We start from the raw sequence: 14485 nt of genomic DNA on the forward strand, positions 1-14485 counted from the left end.
GTATTGATGGCACCAATAATGAGGTACACCGGACGTCGGTTTGTTGATTTACGCCGCTATGTTCTCCTCCGGATATGGCAAAATACCCGGACTATCGCTATCAGGGAGTAAAGCTCGTGCTGGATAAACTGCGTTCACGTCTCGTACAATTTGGTCCATCAATGCTGAGCGTGCCGGTAAAACTGGCGCCGTTCGCGCTTAAACGTCAGGTGCTGGAGCAGCTCCTGAGCTGGCAGTTCCGCCAGGCGCTGCAGGAAGGCGAACTGGCGTTCCTGGAAGGCCGCTGGTTAAGCATTGAAGTGCGTGATATCGGTCTGCGCTGGTTTACCTCCGTCGAGAATGACCAGCTGATTGTGCGCCAGTCCGCCGACGCGGATGTGAGCTTTAGCGCCGACGCCTGCGATCTGCTGATGATCGCCGCGCGTAAGCAGGATCCGGATACCCTCTTTTTCCAGCGCCGTCTGGTCATTGAAGGCGATACGGAACTGGGTCTGTACGTCAAAAATTTAATGGATGCCATTGAGCTGGAGCAGATGCCAAAAGCGCTGCGCGTGATGTTAATGCAAATGGCAGATTTCGTTGAGGCCGGGCTGAAAACCCCGCCTGACAGTAAACACACTTCAGTAGGTGAGCCATGCTGATTCGAGTCGAAATTGGGATTGATGCACCGGGTATCGATGCGTTGTTACGCCGCTCTTTTGCGAGCGACGCAGAAGCCCAACTGGTCCACGATCTCCGCGAAGACGGCCTGATCACGCTGGGGCTGGTTGCCACCGATGACGAAGGTCAGGTGGTGGGCTATGTTGCCTTCAGCCCGGTAACCGTTCAGGGTGAAGAATTACAGTGGGTAGGAATGGCGCCGCTGGCGGTAGATGAACACTATCGTGGACAAGGGCTGGCACGTCAGCTGGTGTATGAAGGGCTGGACTCACTCAATGAGTTTGGCTATGCCGCGGTGGTGACGCTGGGCGATCCTGCTTTCTATGGTCGCCTGGGCTTCGAGCCGGCGGCGCAGTACGATCTCCGCTGTCGCTGGCCGGGCACCGAAACTGCCTTCCAGGTGCACCGTCTGGCGGATGACGCGCTCAACGGCGTAAATGGCCTCGTGGAGTATCACGACCATTTTAATCGCTTCTAATCAGGCTTTCACACAGCGCCTCAAACGATCCGTCTCCGGTGACGAGGCGCTCTTTCTGGCGCTTCGTTAACTGCTTAATGCGGTATTCCACTCTTAACGCCAGCGATCTGTCACCCACGGGGGCAGAAAAGGCGAGCGTCAATTCTCCTTTCCCCCGCAGCGCTTTTGCCCCTTTTCCCGTTTGATGCTGAAGAAAACGCCGCGCCACATCGGTCGTGATCCCGGTGTAGAGAGCGTTATCGGCGGTACGGACAAGATAGAGAAACCAGCACACGGTAAACAGATTCAGTATGTTAAGGTGAACGCACCATAGCATGAGAGAGAACGAAAATGGAAACTCTGGCTGCCATTAACCGCTGGCTGGCGAAACAGCATGTTGTCACCTGGTGCGTGTATGACGACGGTGAAATGTGGTGCGCGAATGCGTTTTACTATTATGACCCTGAGCGCGTTGCGTTTTATGTGATGAGCGAAGATAAAACGCGCCATGCGCAGATGACCGGTCAGCAGGCGAAGGTGGCAGGGACAGTTAACGGTCAGCCTAAAACGGTAGCACTGATCCGTGGGGTGCAGTTTAAAGGGGAGATCCGTCGTCTGGACGGTGAAGAGAGCGACGCGCGCCGTAAGCACTACACGCGCCGCTTTCCGGTAGCCGCCGCCTTAAAAGCCCCGGTGTGGGAAATCCGCCTTGATGAGCTGAAATTTACCGACAACACGCTGGGCTTTGGCAAAAAGCTGCACTGGCTACGCGCCGAGCAGGCGTAGCGCTTCGCGGTTGAACGCCGGCAGATCGTCCGGGGTTCGGCTGGTGATCAGCTGGTCTTTGTCGTTGACCACCTCCTGATCGTAAAACTCGGCCCCCGCGTTTTTCAGATCGACAACGATCGGTTTCACGGCAGTGAGTTTACGCCCGCGCACCACATCCGCGCTGATAAGCAGTTGCGGACCGTGGCAGATAGCAAAGACCGGTTTTCCGGTGGAGACAAAATCGCGGGTGAACGTCACGAAGCGCTCGTCGCCGCGCAGGGAATCCGGTGAATGACCGCCGGGTAACAGCAGGGCATCAAAATCAGACGGGCTGACGTTATCGATGGTCTCATCGATGGTCACGCTGGCCTCGCCCTTGTGGCCTTTCACCGTTTTTCCCGCCTCTTTCTCAATGGTGATGACCTCATGTCCCGCCTTGCGGAACGCCTCAGCAGGTGAGGTGAATTCTGAATCTTCAAACTCGTCGGTAATCAGGACTGCGATTTTTTTACCCATGCTTCCTCCGTTGTTTTCGCTTCAGACTGTTTTTTTCCCGTTTGTGGTAAATACTTACCGGTAACAGACTTCTAAGTGTGGTTGACCATGCTGAGTTCGCAAACGGACTATTCTGTAAAGGGGATGAAATGAGTCAGGTACTGATTACGGGGGCAACCGGGCTGGTGGGCGATCATCTGCTGCGGCTGCTGATCCAGGATCGCAGGGTGAACTACATTGCGGCCCCGACACGTCGACCGCTGGCGGACATTTCTGGCGTTTTTAATCCTCACGATCCACAGCTGACCGACGCACTGGCGCAGGTGCAGGATCCCATCGATATCGCCTTTTGCTGCCTCGGGACAACGCGGCGTGAGGCGGGCAGTAAAGAGGCGTTTGTTCATGCTGACTATACGCTGGTGGTCGATACGGCGCTAACGGCGAAAAAGCTGGGGGCCACCCATTTTCTGGTGGTCAGCTCGCTGGGTGCCAGCGCCCGCTCGCCGTTCTTTTACAGCAAGGTGAAGGGCGAGATGGAAGAGGCCCTGATTGCCCAGAAGTGGGAGCGGTTGACAATAGTCCGTCCCTCCATGCTGCTGGGGCATCGCGACGAGCGTCGTTTTAACGAGTCGATGTTTGCCCCGTTGTTCCGCATTCTCCCCGGTAACTGGAAATCCATCGAGGCGCGCGATGTGGCGCGTGCGATGTTAAAAGAGGGGCTGTCACCATCGCAGGAGGGAGTGAATATCATCCCTTCGGCGAAACTGCGTGAAATCGCGCAGGGCGAGGCGTAAACTCCCCCGGCTAATTAAATAACACTCTCCGGGGAATGCTATGACTGGTCAGTCTTCATCTCAGGCGGCAACACCTGTCCAATGGTGGAAGCCCGCGCTCTTCTTTCTCGTGGTCATTATCGGCCTCTGGTATGTGAAATGGCAGCCGTACTACGGTAAAGCCTTCACTGCCGCCGAAACGCACAGCATCGGTAAATCTATTCTCGCTCACGCTGATTCCAGCCCGCTTCGCGCGGCGTGGGATTATGCCATGGTCTATTTCCTTGCCGTCTGGAAAGCCGCCGTATTAGGCGTCATTCTGGGCTCGTTGATCCAGGTGCTTATCCCGCGTCACTGGCTGGTGAAAACCCTGGGGCAGCCACGTTTTCAGGGCACCCTGCTGGGAACCATTTTCTCCCTGCCGGGCATGATGTGTTCGTGCTGTGCCGCGCCTGTTGCTGCCGGTATGCGCCGTCAGCGAGTCTCTATGGGCGGTGCGCTGGCGTTCTGGATGGGCAACCCGCTGTTAAACCCGGCAACGCTGGTGTTTATGGGCTTTGTCCTTGGCTGGCATTTCGCCTTTATCCGCCTGGTGGCCGGTCTGCTGACGGTGCTGGTGGTGGCAACGCTGGTGCAGAAATGGGTGAAAGATAACGCCGTTGAACCGGCCGCCATTGAGCTTGATGTCAGCGAGCCACAGGGAAGCTTCTTTGCGCGCTGGGGGAATGCTCTGTGGCAGCTTTTCTGGAGCACCATTCCTGTGTATATCCTGGCGGTGCTGGTGCTCGGGGCCGCACGCGTCTGGCTATTCCCGCATGCCGACGGCGCCATCAACAATACCCTGATGTGGGTCATTGCGATGGCCATTGCCGGTTGTCTGTTTGTGATCCCAACGGCGGCTGAAATTCCGATTGTTCAGACCATGATGTTGGCTGGCATGGGCACCGCACCGGCACTGGCGTTGCTCATTACCTTGCCTGCCATCAGCCTGCCGTCGCTTATCATGCTGCGTAAGTCATTCCCGGCGAAAGCGCTGTGGCTCACCGCAGGGCTGGTGGCGTTGAGTGGGGTGATTGTGGGGGGTATTGCGCTTCTGTGAAAAAAGCCCGGTGGCGCGAGCGCTCACCGGGCTTACAGTCAGGTGGGAATTACTTAATGTAAGTAAATGCGGTGGTGACGTGTTTCACGCCGCTCACCCGGCTGGCGATATCGGCCGCCGCTTTCCCTTCACGATCGGTAACCAGGCCCAGCAGGAACACTTCGCCGTTTTCGGTCGTCACTTTCACGTTAGATGATTTCACCTGGTCTGAACCCAGCAGCTGGGAACGGACTTTGGTGGTGATCCACGTGTCATTGGAGGCGGTACCAAGGCTGATTGGCTGCCCCTGACGGACTTCGTTGAAGACTTCCGCAGTGCCCTCTACGCCCATCGCGATCTGTTTTGCGCGGCTGGAGAGTTCGCTATTTGGCGCCTGGCCTGTCAGCAGCACTTTGCCCTGGTAAGCCGTCACGTTGATGCGCGCTTCTTTCTTAATTTGCTCGTCTTTCGACAGCGCACTGTTGACGCGCAGCTCCAGCGTGCCGTCATCTACCTGGGTGCCAACGGTGCGCGGATCGGTCGCTGCTTTGGTGCCGACGGCAGCGGTACCCACGACAGCCGCAGCGATACATCCCTGCAGCAGTAATGCAGACATAAGAACTGCGAGGGTCGATAAAGCCTTCATGAGAACTCCTTAATCATCCTGGTGAGGGAAAAGCGTGTTATCGATCAAATCACATAAGCAGTTCACCGTGAGCATATGCATCTCCTGAATGCGTGCGCTACGGTGAGACGGAATGCGGATTTCCACATCCTGCGGCCCCAGCAGGCCCGCCAGCTCGCCCCCGTCATAGCCGGTTAAGGCAACGATAGTCATATCGCGGGTAACGGCGGCTTCGACAGCTTTGACAATGTCACGGCTATTGCCGCGCGTGGAGATAGCCAGCAGCACATCGCCCGCATGGCCCAGGGCACGCACCTGCTTAGCGTAAATCTCGTCATGCAGACGATCGTTAGCAATCGCTGTTAAGACTACATTATCGGTATTAAGTGCAATGGCAGGTAAACTGGGGCGTTCTGTTTCAAAACGATTGATCATACTGGCAGCAAAATGCTGTGCGTTGGCAGCGGACGTGCCATTGCCACAACAGAGGATTTTGTTGCCATTGAGCAGGGACTGCACCAGCGTCATGGCGGCGCGAGAGATTGCGTCAGGGAGGGCTTCTGCCGCGGCAATCTGAGTCTGAATGCTTTCTGTGAAGCACACTTTAATTCTTTCGAGCACGTTATCCCTTTTAAATCTTAATTATGCGTCTTCGCCAAAAGCGTTTTTCAGCCATTCGATCTCGTTTCCGGTGAAGGCTAACACATCGAACCGGCAATCCACAGTATCAAAACTCCCATTATGGCGGGCAAGCCACAAGTGGGCAGTCTGTAATAATTTATGTTGTTTGGCGGGCGTCACGCTGGCGGCAGCACCGCCAAAACGGGAAGACTGTCGGTAGCGTACTTCCACAAACACAATGACCTGACCCTCTTTCATGATCAGATCGATTTCGCCGCCACGTCCGCGAACGTTAGCGGCGATAAAGCGCAGTCCCTTGCCCTCAAGCCAGAGACGCGCTTTTAATTCCCAGGCGTCGCCGGTCTCTTTACGGCTTAACTGGCCGGGACGATTTGTCCTTGCTGATATTTGAGCCATGATAACTTCCTGTTAATCACGCAATCCTGAGTGGCCGTCAGATCGCCGGTATTGCCGTTTAGCTCAAAGCCCGGCACCTGACGCATTTGGGTAAAGTGGTTCGCCAGCGTCCAGGCATCGACGCCCATCGCGTACAGACGCGCCAGCGAGTAGTCGTTACGGACTGCGCTCAGCGCCTGCTGCATCAGGGCCGGATTGCTGCCCGCCAGCATCGGAATTTCGCTGTATTGCAGGCCGTCCATCTCCAGGCGGAAATCCGGGCCTGCGGTGCCTTGTGCGCTGCGAGAGCTGGCGTAGAGCGTGGCGCCGCTCTGGCTGCCGTTACGCATGGCGATCATCGGCTTGATGAAGGCAATCTCTTGTGGCGTAGCGACGATATAGGCCGCATCCACTTTACCGCCACCGCTAATCTGCGCGTCGGTAGGTGGGGCAGGGATGGTCAGACCGCCAATCGTCACGCTCTGCTGCTGTGGCAGGCTTGTACTCACCGGGCTGCCGTTAAGCGCAATACCCGCGCCGCCGTTAACGCCCGCGCGTAGTTCAGAGACGGAGCCGAATTTCTGCTGCAGCACGATGCCGCCGCCCAGCTTCTGCCACTCTTCGGCAAAGGCGTTGGCGACGCGATCGCCCAGTGTACTGCGAGGGATCAGCAGCAGCGGAGACTGTTTCCCTTGCTCGTGAATATGACGCGCCGCATCGCGGGCTTCATCTTCCGGAGAGAGGGCGAAATAGCAGATATTGGCGCGGTTCTGAACCTGTTCAGGCTGGTTGAGCGCCAGCACGTTCAGCGCAGTGTTGCTCTTCATCAACTCTTCAACGTTGTTTTTCAGCAGCGGACCCACAACGATGCTGGCACCGTCCTGTTGCACCTGCGCCAGAACCTGATCGAGCGGTTGAGAACTGGTGTCGTAGATTTTCAGCTCAGCGCCCGGGTTAGCGCTGGTGGTGGCTGCGGCCTGTGGCTGGGCAGCAGGCTGAGCGGCAGGTTGTGCTGCGGGCTCAGTGGTCTGCGGTTGAGGTTGCTCCGCTGTCGCAGGCTCTGTCGCCGGTGCGGATTGTGTCTCTACCGGAGTCGCAGGCGCGGGTGCTGCGGCCGCAGGTGTGGTCGGTGCCGTCACCGGGTTCTGCATCGTCCCCTGCGGCGGCGTTTGTGCTGTGGTCAGGTCGCTGGTTTCCGCGGCGGAAGGGCTGACAACGTCGTTCACGTTTGCCGCCTGAGCTGCCTGCGCCGGAACTGCACTGCCGGTCACTGGCGTGGTACCGTTCTTCGCCGCTTCAAAACCTTGTTGAATGGTGCGGCCAAATACCGCCGCCTGGCCGTTCAACGGCAGAAGCAGGGCGATTTTGCTGGTGGAGGCAGGCTTAAAGTTCTGCACGTTCACCAGCTGTGTCGGCAGCAATTTCGCGCCCGGGTTTTGTGGGTAGCGCGTTTGCCAGTCGGTAATACCGGCTTTCAGCATGTTTGGATCGCTGCGGTTGTTAAACCACATCTGTTGCAAATCCAGCCACCCCTGCAACACGTTTTCATCAGCATTGATGACCAGTGCCTGCGCCTGTTCCTGGGTCATTGAGGCGAGTGCCTGCCAGGTGGCATCAATATTTTTCTGCTTGTCCGCACCGCCGAGCAGCGGCTCCTGGGCGATCAGCGCCCGCAGCAGCGTCAGGGAAGGACGTCCCTGCTCAGCGGTGATACCCGCCTGCCAGAAACGGGCCTGCTGATTTTTATCCAGTGCGCTTACGTCGATGTCGCCAAGGATCTTTTTCGCGGCGGCATAATCTTTCAGCGCGACTTTCAGCTCGGCAGAGAGCAGGCTCTGCTCAAGACGCTGGGCATCGTTAAGCTCGTGCGGAAGCTGGTTGAACAGTTCGGCGGCCTGCTGGGTTTTGCCCTCTTTCAGCAGTGCACGAATGGCGAGTAATTGCCAGTTGATCCTGGTATCATTTGAGCTTTGCGACATTTGTTGCAGATAAAAGCCAGAATCAGCCTGAGCGGATCCCTGCAGATGGGCCGTGCTCTGGTCAGGTGCCTGGGTGCCACAGCCTGCAAAGATCAGGGCTGCCAGCAGAAGCGGCACGCTGCGCGTGGCTTTTTTTCGAAGAAACGTTAACGGTACCATACTGTATCCAGTGATTTTTTTTACGCAATGCTCAATATTAAATCGGCAATACGGACGAAACAATGAAACAACACGAAACGGCAGAGAATTCTCAAGGCCAGCTTTATATTGTACCTACTCCTATCGGGAATTTGTCTGATATTACCCAACGTGCGCTGACCGTATTGCAAGCTGTTGATTTAATTGCTGCTGAAGATACCCGGCATACCGGTTTATTGCTGCAACACTTTGCGATTAACGCTCGTCTCTTCGCCCTGCACGATCATAATGAGCAGCAAAAAGCAGAAACGCTGGTGGCGAAGCTCAAAGAGGGGCAGAGCATTGCGCTCGTCTCTGACGCCGGTACGCCGCTGATTAACGACCCGGGCTACCATCTGGTGCGTACCTGCCGTGAAGCCGGGATCCGGGTGGTCCCTCTGCCAGGACCGTGTGCTGCGATTGCTGCGTTGAGCGCAGCGGGCCTGCCGTCCGATCGTTTCTGCTATGAAGGTTTCCTGCCCGCCAAATCCAAAGGCCGCCGTGACGTGTTAAAAGAGCTGGAAGCTGAACCGCGTACGCTGATTTTCTACGAATCCACGCATCGCCTGCTGGAAAGCCTGGAAGATATGGTGACCGTCTGGGGAGAGAGCCGCTACGTGGTGCTGGCGCGCGAGCTGACCAAAACCTGGGAAACCATTCACGGCGCGCCGGTCGGCGAACTGCTGGCGTGGGTAAAAGAGGACGAAAACCGTCGCAAGGGTGAGATGGTGCTGATTGTCGAAGGGCATAAAGCGGAGGAGGACGCACTGCCTGCCGATGCGCTGCGTACTCTGGCACTGCTACAGGCTGAATTGCCGCTTAAGAAAGCGGCAGCACTGGCGGCAGAAATCCACGGCGTGAAGAAGAATGCGCTCTATAAATATGCGCTGGAGCAGCAGGGGGAGTAAGTCATACTCCGCCTGTTTTTGCCGGGCGGTGCTGCGCTTGCCCGGCCTACAAAATCCAGAGTGTCGGAATAAATGTCGGTAAAAATGTCGGAAAAGAAAATTGCGCAGATCATCCGGCGATCTGCGTCTTTCGCTAAACCGTAATGATCTCAGTACCCGTTTTGCTCAGCTGGTCTTTATCGTGTTTTCCGATCCCATCATCCGTAATCACACAGTCAATCTTCTCCATCGGCAGCACCTGATTAAACCCGCGACGATTAAACTTGCTGGCATCCAGTACGGCAATCACTTTATGGGCGGCAGCGGCCATCACGCTGCTGATGGAGTAGCCTTCATTGAAGGTGGTGATACCATTTGTTGCATCAATGCCGTCAGCCCCAACAAACATCAAATCCGCGCTGATACCTGCAAGCGAACGCTCGGCAATGGTTCCGTGCATGGAGTGCGTTTTATGGCGTACCGTGCCGCCGCAAACCACCAGCGTAATATCTTTATTTTCCGAAAGAGCAAACGCAGCGGGCAAGCTGTTGGTGATAACGGTAATATTGGCTTTCCTCACCAGCGCTTCGGCTATCAGCATAGTGGTACTGCCGCTGTCTAAAATAACCGTCATCCCTTCTTCGATCAGGGCGGCGGCGGCCTGAGCAATACGTTTTTTCGGATCGCTTGCCAGCTGGTAGCGTTCCTCCAGTACGACTTCCTGATTCTCACTTTCAGCCAGGTTACTGCCCGGCTTTGCGGCGCCCCCATGGAAGCGCGTGACCAGCCCTTTTTCTTCCAGCAGACGCAGGTCGGTTCGAATGGTTACTTCAGAGATGCCAAACAGATTTGATAGATCCTGCACCATCACGCTGCCCTGAGCGTTGACGAGGTCAACGATTTTGTTCCTTCGCTCAAATGAGTTCATATTGAATTGCCTGATAATTAATTGTCCCTATTCTAATCGAAGGTATGCGAAAGGTGTAAGGCAATATTCGAAAGTAAATGTGAGCCAGCTCAGGTTGCTGGCTCGAGGGATTAGGCGAAACGCAGCATAATTTTGCCCTGCATCGGTGCGCCGTTCAGAGCCTGCACGGCCTGAGCGAAGCTCTCACTGTCGCCGGTATGGGCAATGAGTGGCTCCAGTTGCAGTTTTTTCCCTGTGAGCAGGCGGACTGCCGTTTCCCACTCTTCCCCTGGCCACGGTGCTGAGTAGTTCATCCAACTACCCAGAAGCGTCAGCTCCTTACGCAATATTTTGCCAAAGGTTGCGGCAGGTAAATTCAGGTCATGATGTAATGTACCGACCAGCGCCACCTGGGCGTGAGGACCGGCAATATCAATGGCAAGCGAGACAGTTTGTGGTGTTCCAGCGGTTTCCAGCACGAGTTGATCAAACCGGTTGTCCTTAAGCGCGTTGAGAATGTCATCGGTGCTCAGGGTCCGGCTGTTGAACACCTGGGTCGCGCCCAAGGTTGTCGCCAGGGCGAGTTTATCGTCGTTGATATCAATTGCAGCCACGCTCTTTGCCCCCAGTGCCAGCGCGCACTGCATCGCCAACAGACCGATCGTCCCTGCACCGACGATAATGACATTTTTATCTTTGCAGCCCGAAGCCAGATGGAACGCGTGCAGCCCTACGGTGATAGGCTCGATAAATGCCCCGTCTTCGATCGCCATCTCTGCTGGCAGGCGGAACAGGTTCGCGCGCTTCAAGACAATATATTCCGCATTGCCACCGTCACTGCGTGAGCCGACAAACTGGTACTGCTTACACAGCGAGTAGTAGCCTTTTTCACACTCCGGGCAGGAAAAACAGGGCAGGAGTGGAATGCAGGCTACAGCATCTCCGGCCTGGAGATCCTTTATATCTGCACCACAGGCTTCGACGTGTCCGCTAAATTCGTGGCCCAGGGTGATCGGGTAGTAGTGCGCCCCTTTGGCAAAAATACGCGGGATGTCTGAGCCGCATAATCCTGAGCAAACGATGCGTACCAGAACATCATCCGCATCCTGTATTTGAGGGATCGGGCGTTCTTCAACGCGCACGTTGCCCTCAGCGTGAATTACCACTGATTTCATGATTCACTCCAGAAAAAGAAGGGGAGCATGGCTCCCCGGATATTAAGATACCGTCAGGCTTTGCGGGTTATCGGCGTTTTTCTCCGCCGCCGTAAGCGCCCGGGCACGTCGCCAGGTGAGCAGTACGCCAGTAAAATAGATCGCACCAATCACGATGAATCCCACCACGTTTTGCCAGGTAAAGAGCTGGATGAGCAGCCAGGTGATCGGCGAACCGCCCTGATCCATGGATGCCACAAGCCCACCTGCTTTTAACGCCCCCGCGTTCTGTGCAAGCAGGGTGTGCAGGCCGATGGTCTGTGTGGCGATCCACAATGTGATACCCATTATGATGACGCCGGAGATGAGAGTACGGAACAGATTACCCTGATGAACCGCGACCGCCATTGCCACGAAGAAGCCGATAGTCGCAAGGTCGCCGAAAGGCAGCACCTGGTTACCCGGCACCAGTACCGCAATCAGAATTGTTAATGGGATGAAAATGAGACTGGCGGAGACCACTGACGTATGGCCCAGCAGCAGCGCGGGATCAAGACCAATTAAGAACTCCTGACCACCAAATTTGGCCTGCAGGCGTTTGCGGGCGTGTTTAGCAATTGGCGTCAGGCCGTCCATAATCGGCTTGATGACACGCGGCATCAGCAGCATCACCGCAGCGGTTTTCACCGCCAGTTGCAGAACGGATTTCGCGTCGTATCCTGCCAGCATGCCGATGACCAGCCCCATGACAAAACCGACGGTGACGGGCTCGCCAAACGGACCAAAGCGTTTCTGCACATCGTCGGCGCTAAAGTGGATCTGCTTCAGACCTGGAATGTGGTTGATAATTGTATCGACCAGCACCGCGACAGGACCGAGATACGCCGACGAGCCGTGAGGAATGGCAATTCCCTCCAGACCGAAGAAGTCTCGCGTGTCTTTGGCAAACCAGTCCCCCAGCTTGTAGACAAAGGCCGCGTGAACCACCACGCCAAGGATCCCCAGCCAGTAAGAGCCAGTGGCCAGGTGCAGCATTGCCCCGGTGAATGTCATATGCCAGATGTTCCAGATATCCACATTCACTACACGGGTCATACGGGTGACCAGCATGATGACATTGACCCCAATGGCTACCGGGATCGCCACCAGTGCGATTTGGGAAGCCCAGGTCATAGGGGAAGAACCTGGCCAGCCGATGTCAACCACGTGCAGGTTAATCTGGAATTGTTCCGCCATCGCTTTGGCTGCAGGGCCAATGGAGTCGAGCATCAGGCCAATGACCAGCCCAATTCCCACGAAGCCGATGCCGATATGCAGGCCGGACTTGAAGCAATCGCCAAGTTTCATCCCCAGAAGTTTAGAGAAGATAATAATGACGATGGGCAGCATGACGGTGGGACCGAGGTCGAGGATATACCGCATGATTTCGGTAAACATGATCTTACCCCTCGAGGATAGTAAGGATTTTTTGTTGCAGGGCTTCGATACCGACGCCTGATACAAACGGCATCCCATGAACTACCGGAATGTCACCAAAAGATCTGTCGACTTTTGCCGTGGTGCAGATCAGGTCTGCACCGTCCATATAGGTTTCAATTTCGGTCACCCGACACTGAACCAGATCCAGCGTTATGTTGTGGGCTTCACACAGTTCTTTGATCTCTTCAGCCGCCATGGTTGAGGTGGCTACGGCACCACCACAGGCAACAATAACTTTACGTTTCATAGGGTACTCCTTTTTATTATCAGTATGTTATGAAGCCTGTGCACAGGAGGCAGGCTCAAGGATAGTCTCCCGGAATTGCTCGGCCAGGCGATCGGCTGGCGTGGCCAGCAACATGTCCAGCGTGTCCGGGTTTTGTAGCTCGCTGAAAAGACGGCGCAGCAGTTTTATTTGCGCCGCAGGGTTTTCAACAATTAACGCGATAATGAGTGAAACCGCGACCTCTCGATCATCATCCGCCTGCTGAAAATTCACCGGTTTGTCCGGGCGAATCAGGTAAATCGCAGGGCTTTTGGCATGTACCGCTTCACAATGCGGGATCGCAACCGCATGGCGTTCGAGGGTAATGCCGGTGGGGTAGTTGAGCTCCCTTTCGAGAAGTGCGGCTGGGTAAGTGGCATGCACAACCCCTTTCGCCAGCATCTCCTCGCCAATATGTGCCAGCGCAAGCTGGCTATTTTCAAACTCAATTCCGGTACGGACAAAAACGTGACTCATAGACTCTCCGGGCATCAGACGTATTCAGGGGTACAGCCAAATCGATAGGCGCGTAATACATCCTGTATTTTGTCGATGATGAGATTTTGCGGTGTTGCAACGATCTCATTCATCGACAATCGTTCGAACTGAACGGGCATAAACTGGCTGATCAGCCCAAGTGGCAGTGGGGTGTTACTCAGGTTGGCGAGTAATTTCTCCACACCCTGACGGATACGCGGATGCGGCCAGTAGTAGCGAATGCGGTCAGACAAGCTGAAATGAATATCCACCATCGCCTGGCTCCAGGTCGGGCGGTAGTACTTTTTCCAGTAGTCCGGCTCGTTCAGCATCACCTCGTCGATCACCGCCAGCACGTGGCTGCGCTGCTCAGGAGCGATAAGTTCTTTCTCCATTTGCGCAAGGGCAAAGATGGCTTCACGCAGGGCAAAGGTGAGCGCCGGGCCAACTTTCAGAATCGCGAAGTGATCGCGTACCAGGGCGCGATAGGCCTGGCGGGTCTGGTAATCGGTCGAATGCGCCTCGTAGACCATCGGTGTCTGGCGGATCCAGCCGGAAAGCGCCTCTGCCGCGTGGGGCTGATAGTGAATAATTTGGGTATGGTCGAACTCCACGCCTGGTTGCACCACGATAGCAATCACGCGCGTCATGGCGTCTTCCAGACCGAGTTCGCTAAAGGCTGCGCGATGGGTGTCCAGCGTCTGTGCAGCATCTTCGACACGGGTAACATGCACGCTGTTAATACTGCTGGCTTCTCCACCTGGTACGGGAACTTCAGTACCAATGACGTAGGTCAGTGCCGCCTTTTGTTCCTCCGTAGCCGTCTCTTCAGCTGCTTTACACAGCCGCGCAGCGCGCTGTGCTACCACCACTGGCGCTAGCGGGATGGCGTCGTCGGCGCAGGACATGGATGCGTCCAGATGGATCTTGGTAAATCCCGCAGCGACATAGGCTTTGATCAGCTCAACGGATTTATCCATCGCGGCTTCCGCCGGTTCGTTTTGCCAGCAGTTAGGCCCCAGGTGATCCCCTCCAAGAATCAGGCGCTCTCGTGGAAAACCAACGTGTTTGGCAATGTTCAATACAAAATCGCGAAAATGGGCAGGAGTCATGCCGGTATAGCCACCAAACTGATTCACCTGATTCGAAGTGGCCTCAATCAGCACTTTATTGTTGGTGTTCAAATCAAACCGCAGTGCAGCTTCGATGACCAGCGGGTGAGCTGAACAGACAGAACAAATACCGAGGTGTTCTCCCGCCTTATGGCGGGCAATAATATCTTTCACA

18 protein-coding genes are annotated in these 14485 nt (G+C 55.7%); 6 read left to right on the plus strand and 12 right to left on the minus strand.

Annotation, left to right across the window (positions count from 1 at the left end; genetic code table 11):
• Positions 1-116 precede the first annotated feature (116 nt).
• Both APU11_RS22165 and APU11_RS22170 read left to right on the plus strand, forming a co-directional pair.
• The gene (locus tag APU11_RS22165; RefSeq protein ID WP_038420959.1) at positions 117-641 is read left to right on the plus strand and encodes an SCP2 domain-containing protein; all 525 of its coding nucleotides are present in this window, start codon (positions 117-119) and stop codon (positions 639-641) included.
• Positions 635-1138: an N-acetyltransferase gene (locus APU11_RS22170; protein ID WP_020687336.1), complete on the plus strand. Its 504-nt coding sequence runs from the start codon at positions 635-637 to the stop codon at positions 1136-1138. The genes APU11_RS22165 and APU11_RS22170 overlap by 7 nt, the downstream gene beginning before the upstream one ends.
• Here the strand turns inward: APU11_RS22170 and APU11_RS22175 are convergent.
• Entirely contained in the window at positions 1125-1454 is a 330-nt protein-coding gene (locus tag APU11_RS22175) for a GIY-YIG nuclease family protein (RefSeq protein WP_020687335.1), read from the minus strand. The two genes, APU11_RS22170 and APU11_RS22175, sit on opposite strands and share 14 nt — an antisense overlap.
• A gap of 14 nt (positions 1455-1468) precedes the next feature.
• Between APU11_RS22175 and APU11_RS22180 the strand changes: the two genes are divergently transcribed.
• Positions 1469-1903, plus strand: a complete 435-nt coding sequence (locus tag APU11_RS22180) for a YhbP family protein (RefSeq protein ID WP_013098903.1) — start codon at positions 1469-1471, stop codon at positions 1901-1903.
• On the opposite strand, the gene APU11_RS22185 is transcribed toward APU11_RS22180, so the two are convergent.
• Positions 1883-2401: a type 1 glutamine amidotransferase domain-containing protein gene (locus tag APU11_RS22185; RefSeq protein WP_013098902.1), complete on the minus strand. Its 519-nt coding sequence runs from the start codon at positions 2399-2401 to the stop codon at positions 1883-1885. The two genes, APU11_RS22180 and APU11_RS22185, sit on opposite strands and share 21 nt — an antisense overlap.
• Positions 2402-2529: 128 nt before the next feature.
• Here APU11_RS22185 and APU11_RS22190 point away from each other — a divergent pair, with 128 nt between their 5' ends.
• Positions 2530-3174, plus strand: coding sequence for an NAD(P)H-binding protein (locus APU11_RS22190; protein WP_058651418.1), 645 nt, complete (start codon positions 2530-2532; stop codon positions 3172-3174).
• 40 nt (positions 3175-3214) lie between these two features.
• Positions 3215-4252 (plus strand): permease, encoded by a 1038-nt coding sequence (locus APU11_RS22195; RefSeq protein ID WP_029883383.1) that lies wholly within the window; start codon positions 3215-3217, stop codon positions 4250-4252.
• Positions 4253-4301: 49 nt separating this feature from the next.
• Here the strand turns inward: APU11_RS22195 and dolP are convergent, their stop codons facing one another.
• The 4 genes from dolP to APU11_RS22215 are packed head-to-tail and all read right to left on the minus strand — an operon-like array spanning position 4302 to position 8011.
• Positions 4302-4877, minus strand: coding sequence for a division/outer membrane stress-associated lipid-binding lipoprotein (dolP, locus tag APU11_RS22200; RefSeq protein ID WP_013098899.1), 576 nt, complete (start codon positions 4875-4877; stop codon positions 4302-4304).
• A 9-nt stretch (positions 4878-4886) separates the two neighbouring features.
• Positions 4887-5477, minus strand: coding sequence for a DnaA initiator-associating protein DiaA (gene diaA / locus APU11_RS28225; RefSeq protein ID WP_003861754.1), 591 nt, complete (start codon positions 5475-5477; stop codon positions 4887-4889).
• A gap of 21 nt (positions 5478-5498) precedes the next feature.
• On the minus strand, positions 5499-5894 hold the full coding sequence (locus APU11_RS28230) for a YraN family protein (protein WP_058651417.1): 396 nt from the start codon (positions 5892-5894) through the stop codon (positions 5499-5501).
• On the minus strand, positions 5852-8011 hold the full coding sequence (locus APU11_RS22215; protein ID WP_058651416.1) for a penicillin-binding protein activator: 2160 nt from the start codon (positions 8009-8011) through the stop codon (positions 5852-5854). Before APU11_RS22215 ends, APU11_RS28230 begins: the two co-directional genes overlap by 43 nt.
• Before the next feature lie 62 nt (positions 8012-8073).
• On the opposite strand from APU11_RS22215, the gene rsmI reads away from it, so the two are divergent.
• A complete protein-coding gene (rsmI, locus tag APU11_RS22220) occupies positions 8074-8937 on the plus strand; it encodes a 16S rRNA (cytidine(1402)-2'-O)-methyltransferase (protein WP_058651415.1) in 864 nt (287 codons plus the stop codon).
• Between the two features lie 133 nt (positions 8938-9070).
• Here the strand turns inward: rsmI and APU11_RS22225 are convergent, their stop codons facing one another.
• The 6 genes from APU11_RS22225 to gatZ form a co-directional block, all read right to left on the minus strand.
• Entirely contained in the window at positions 9071-9844 is a 774-nt protein-coding gene (locus tag APU11_RS22225) for a DeoR/GlpR family DNA-binding transcription regulator (RefSeq protein ID WP_020687328.1), read from the minus strand.
• A gap of 110 nt (positions 9845-9954) precedes the next feature.
• Positions 9955-10998, minus strand: a complete 1044-nt coding sequence (gatD, locus tag APU11_RS22230; protein WP_058651414.1) for a galactitol-1-phosphate 5-dehydrogenase — start codon at positions 10996-10998, stop codon at positions 9955-9957.
• Positions 10999-11040: 42 nt separating this feature from the next.
• The gene (locus APU11_RS22235; RefSeq protein WP_058651413.1) at positions 11041-12414 is read right to left on the minus strand and encodes a PTS galactitol transporter subunit IIC; all 1374 of its coding nucleotides are present in this window, start codon (positions 12412-12414) and stop codon (positions 11041-11043) included.
• A gap of 4 nt (positions 12415-12418) precedes the next feature.
• Positions 12419-12703, minus strand: a complete 285-nt coding sequence (gene gatB / locus APU11_RS22240; protein ID WP_058651412.1) for a PTS galactitol transporter subunit IIB — start codon at positions 12701-12703, stop codon at positions 12419-12421.
• A gap of 27 nt (positions 12704-12730) precedes the next feature.
• Positions 12731-13198, minus strand: coding sequence for a PTS galactitol transporter subunit IIA (gene gatA, locus APU11_RS22245; RefSeq protein WP_058651411.1), 468 nt, complete (start codon positions 13196-13198; stop codon positions 12731-12733).
• 14 nt (positions 13199-13212) lie between these two features.
• Positions 13213-14484: a tagatose-bisphosphate aldolase subunit GatZ gene (gene gatZ, locus APU11_RS22250; protein ID WP_047023162.1), complete on the minus strand. Its 1272-nt coding sequence runs from the start codon at positions 14482-14484 to the stop codon at positions 13213-13215.
• Between the last annotated feature and the right edge of the window lies 1 nt (position 14485).

Origin of the sequence: Enterobacter sp. 50793107, from assembly GCF_001463365.1 — a bacterium.
In the GTDB taxonomy this organism is placed as follows: domain Bacteria; phylum Pseudomonadota; class Gammaproteobacteria; order Enterobacterales; family Enterobacteriaceae; genus Enterobacter; species Enterobacter cloacae.